Source organism: uncultured Bacteroides sp., assembly GCF_905207245.1.
Classification (GTDB): domain Bacteria; phylum Bacteroidota; class Bacteroidia; order Bacteroidales; family Bacteroidaceae; genus Bacteroides.
This window is the reverse complement of record NZ_CAJLKP010000163.1, coordinates 1-4,361: the sequence shown is the minus strand read 5'-3', so window position 1 is coordinate 4,361 and position 4,361 is coordinate 1. Positions and strand designations below refer to the sequence as shown.

Below are 4,361 nucleotides of genomic sequence, written 5' to 3'. Positions count from 1 at the left end.
GTACCAAACCCACATACAGAGCGGCCAGAGGAAAAAAGGAAGCACAAAGCAAGAGTCCGGCGAGCGGTTCCCAGATAATAAGTGCTGACACCATCAACAGCACCAGCACAGCTTCTCCCGCCATGCGAAAGACCGGAGCCAGTACACACGAACTGAATGTATAACAGACATAATTTACCTCATGTCCCAGTTGCACGCTGCTCTTTCCTTTCAGGAAAAGCAGTCCGCGATGATAGTAATTGGCAAACATCCGCCGACTGAATTCACGGTATACCTCCAATTGATAACTGCTTTGCACACGTGCCAAAAGTGTTACCACCGCATTTTTCAATAAAACAAAAAGCAACACGGCGCCACACAAAGCCAGCATCCTACCCCGTCCATCATCCTGTTTTATCACCACCAGCAGTATCGGTACCAATGCCGCTACTCCGGCAAAGTCGAGGACGGAACGTAGCAGTACTGAGAGAGCTACCCATATTCCTCCTTTACGTTGCTCCTTCGGCAATAATTGAATTATCTTCTTAATCATTCGTTTACTTTTATCTATCGTCAGAAGCAACTCTTTTTCTTTTTATATCTCTCAAAAAGTCTTTTGCAAACAACACCCAACCAATGCTTCCTGCACAGCTCACTAGGATACACCCCACAATGATTATCATCTTCCGGGGCTTCGATGGGGCAAGTGGAACCTGCACCGGCTGAATTACTGCATACACAGGTCTCACCTTCTCCACCTTTGCAATGGCGGCCTGAACCTGCTGTTCGGTCTGATTATACATAACCTGAGCCAGATTCATCTCATTCTTTAACCTTGCCAACTCAGCAAGTGAGGTTGATTTTACCAGCCCTTGATTGGCGTCTGCATACCGGGTATATTTCTCCTGTGTCTTATAATACTCCACCTGCGCCTCTTGGCGGAGATTTTCTGCATATTCTAAGATTTTACGCGCTTTGGCTGTCCTATATTCCGTGACGTATTCTTTCAAGTGTGCCCGTACGGTATCTGCTACAACTGCAGCCACCAGCGGGTCTTGCATGGTGACAAATATAGTTATGGTTCTTTTTTTCTTGTCTACCTCGATATTGATTCTGGAAGCGATGGTACCCGCTATGCCCGCTTCTTCACGGGTCAAACGGAAAGGGTCTAGCGTATGCTTTGTTTTGTCCACTTCTTCTTTCTCACTGAACAAGGAGATTGTCCAGCCTATCAGTCTGAATGGTGCCGATGTAATGGTGCTCCACCATGGTCGTTTCTGCCGTTCTTTCAGATACCGCGAAAGGGCTATAACAGTGCTGCCGCTTTGTTCACGTACCTTTATGTCGAAAAGCCGAACAAGGAATGGTGTAGAGTTGACGATGGCAGGATATAGGGATGGAAAAATGGCATCCCTTTCAGTAGAAGACGAAGAACTTACATCAATGTCCACCATATTCGTCAGTCCGCTTATGCCCGAAGAGGATTTTCTACTTTCCGGAACAATGAGGGTACTTGCCGTGTATTCCTTGGGTATACCAGAAGAGACAATTAGTCCGAATACAGCGCCAATGACGCATGCCATAAGTATTGGTTTCCGGGAAATCCAGACTTTTTGAGCTAGTTCCAGCCAGTCAATTTCAAGTTCTTGTAGAAGAGGTTTCAAGTTTTCCCTGTTTGTTGTACCACTGTTCATCTATATTGTAATGTATAATCAGAATATTCTCTACCTTGCCGAATTTGGAGCATATTTTTTGTTTTCCAAAAGAATAATCCCTACTTATACATTTCAATAAATGCATAGGTAGGGATTAAATAATTTCAATCAGGAAGGTTCTGTCATTCTTTCAATCTTTGCCCGAAATACATCTGGTAACGAACCATAAAGAACCTTCTTACCTTTTATTTACTGGGCGATAATATTGGCCTTATCAGTATCAGCACCACCTAAATAGCCATCAAAGTCGGAACAATTAAGTGTTCCTGCTTTGTATATATAGCCTTTCACATAAGCAGTGGTTATTGTTACGCTACTTCCTTTCGGAATATTCAACTCATGACCTTCACCAACGATAAGCCCGGCGTAAGTTTTTCCGGTAGTATTCCAAACAACCGCTGAAGAGCTCTGTATATCAATATACGACACAGAGTCTGATATGTCGCCAAGAGATGTACAATTACCAGTAATCACAACATAGTTCGCTTTTGTACCAATTTCAGCATCGGTTACAGATGCTGCGGTCGTGATGACCTTGATAAAGCCAGCTTTTCCACCAGAAGCTACAACAGTATTCTCATTGCCTGTCTCAAACAATTCGATAGTACCAATCTCATTAGCCTCATCAGCAAAAGCAGCGGTAAATCCGGTACCCATGGCATTAGTACTTACATAAGTATATGCACTAGCATTTTCCTGCTTAATGTAGCCGTAATTGTTGATTTTACCAGTGGAAGGTTCTGTTCGTACACCTAATCTTCCGGCATTATATATTGCTCCATACTCAGTCTCAGTAGCCTTATTGGTCAATTCTGCTCCATTCATAAAGAACTTTGCATCTGCAGGGATGTTGATTGTACCGTTGTTGTTCATGTTCAGTGCCAGGTCGGTTGTACCTGAGATGTTTACTGTACCGTTATTGGTAATTACAACTGCTGAAGGATTAGTTGCTGTAGCTTTTATTGCATTTGTCATTGTCATTGTTGCACCTTCAACAATTTCCAGTGAAGCAACATAATCAAATGTTTTGTTTTCTGAATACTTCCAAGTACCGGCGAACTTAATCTGAGCAGCATTAGTACCAAACTTCAAGACTGCAGGAACTTCTGTTTCTTCAGTGCTTACGAATTTAACAGTACTACATTCAGTTTCAGGATCACCAGTACTAAGTTCAAAAGTTATTTGATTTCCAACATTTGCAACGCGTGCTTCGTAAGCAGCTGTAGCCTCAGCCTCCATTACGAATTCACCGTCTGCATCACCATCTAGATAGAAAGTAACAGGCTCATTTTCAGCAATTGCATCATACACCTTCAATGCATCAAGCAGATGTTGTTGGTCTGTGATGTGCAAGCCATCCATATCAAGGGTTGACATGTCTGCCGTGATCTTACGGTTGAAAAGACCGCCAGTTTTTTCATTGCCAAAGTTAGAGCTCGATGTCCCTGGTGCAACCCATGTATTATTAAGGACGTTTTCAATACCTACTTTAACAGCCACAGCAGCATCCGAACCTTTGACCCAAGTCTCAACATTTTCATCCAATACTACCTTACCATAGTTTGTATTGATAGTCACGGCAGCGCCAGTTGCATCAATGCTGCTTTTAGCAGGAAGTAATGTAAATACAGCTTTATCATTGGATACATTTGTAGTCGTCAAACTATTGACTAAAGTCAAATTACTTTCAGTCAAATCTACATCAGAGGCTTTGTTCCAAAGGGCTTTGATAAGATCATCACTTCCAGTATAACCAATAGCATCATCAGTAGCTTTTACATGAAGACCTGTAGTAAAAATGTTACCGCTAGCCTCCAATCCCGCTTTTGTAACCTTGAGTTCTGCTACCCCTAAGTTGTTGATCTTCTCCACATTCGTAGGATTAATTTGTAAAGCAAGCACAGAGCCTATTGGCTTCAGCACAATAGGATAGTACTTACCATATCCGGAGGTATTGGCTCCTGCTGTCCCATCTGTACGTCCTACTATATCTAATACTTCAGACATATAAGGCATCAATTTCACAGTATTCTCATCCTGATCCCGTGCAATGCTTACCTTTGGGGCATTCGTACCCGCACCATTAACAAAAGTGGTATCAGCAGGGTAAACCATGATAGCCTTGCCTTCTAGTACCATTGACTTGGTTGTGAACGAGAAAGCATTTCCGTCTTCTGCGGTTCCAGCATAAATGGCATTTTGATACGATACCATGGTTTGTTTCTGGTCACCAGCACTAGCATCTACGGTAACACCATGAAACAAGGACATCAAATCATTATTTTCAAAATTAATTTTAAACTTATCTGTCAAAATTGCTTTGGTCAATGGAGTTTCACCATTGGCCGTTTCCAGAGAAACTGTAAATTTGATGGGTGATTCTTGTACTGACGAAGCCGAAAAGTCCTCATCGGCATTACAAGATGCTAAAGCAATGCTACCCAACAAAGCACCGAATAAAAGTTTTGATTTCATATTCTTCTTTATTAATTAATTGTGAATTAGTTCTCAATTTTATCTTTCGTCAAGATCTTCGGTATAGTCACCGCCTGATGCTGCGAATCCTTTTTCCACCATTACTTCCAGAACTTCTACTTCCGGAGCCACATACTTCATTTCCTTTTCTACTTTCATAATCATAAAATTTAATTGTTAGTAATATTAAAA

The 4,361-nt window shown here is 41.9% G+C and carries 3 protein-coding genes and 1 pseudogene; all 4 read right to left on the bottom strand.

All coding sequences use genetic code 11. From position 1 onward, the window contains the following. Positions 1-532 (bottom strand): annotated as a pseudogene (locus QZ135_RS24555) (ABC transporter ATP-binding protein); the annotation flags it as partial. A gap of 10 nt (positions 533-542) precedes the next feature. Further along, positions 543-1,643 carry a Wzz/FepE/Etk N-terminal domain-containing protein gene (locus QZ135_RS24550; protein ID WP_294615718.1) on the bottom strand — a complete coding sequence of 367 codons (1,101 nt, stop codon included), beginning with the start codon at positions 1,641-1,643 and terminating at the stop codon, positions 543-545. A 240-nt stretch (positions 1,644-1,883) separates the two neighbouring features. After that, on the bottom strand, positions 1,884-4,169 hold the full coding sequence (locus tag QZ135_RS24545; RefSeq protein ID WP_294615716.1) for a hypothetical protein: 2,286 nt from the start codon (positions 4,167-4,169) through the stop codon (positions 1,884-1,886). 39 nt (positions 4,170-4,208) lie between these two features. Next, the gene (locus QZ135_RS24540; protein WP_294615714.1) at positions 4,209-4,334 is read right to left on the bottom strand and encodes a hypothetical protein; all 126 of its coding nucleotides are present in this window, start codon (positions 4,332-4,334) and stop codon (positions 4,209-4,211) included. Positions 4,335-4,361: the final 27 nt, after the last annotated feature.

What these genes read in the sequence shown, in the direction of transcription:
- QZ135_RS24540 (WP_294615714.1), bottom strand. Translation starts at nt 4,334, where the DNA reads ATGATTATGAAAGTAGAAAAGGAAATGAAGTATGTGGCTCCGGAAGTA.
- QZ135_RS24545 (WP_294615716.1), bottom strand. Translation starts at nt 4,169, where the DNA reads ATGAAATCAAAACTTTTATTCGGTGCTTTGTTGGGTAGCATTGCTTTA.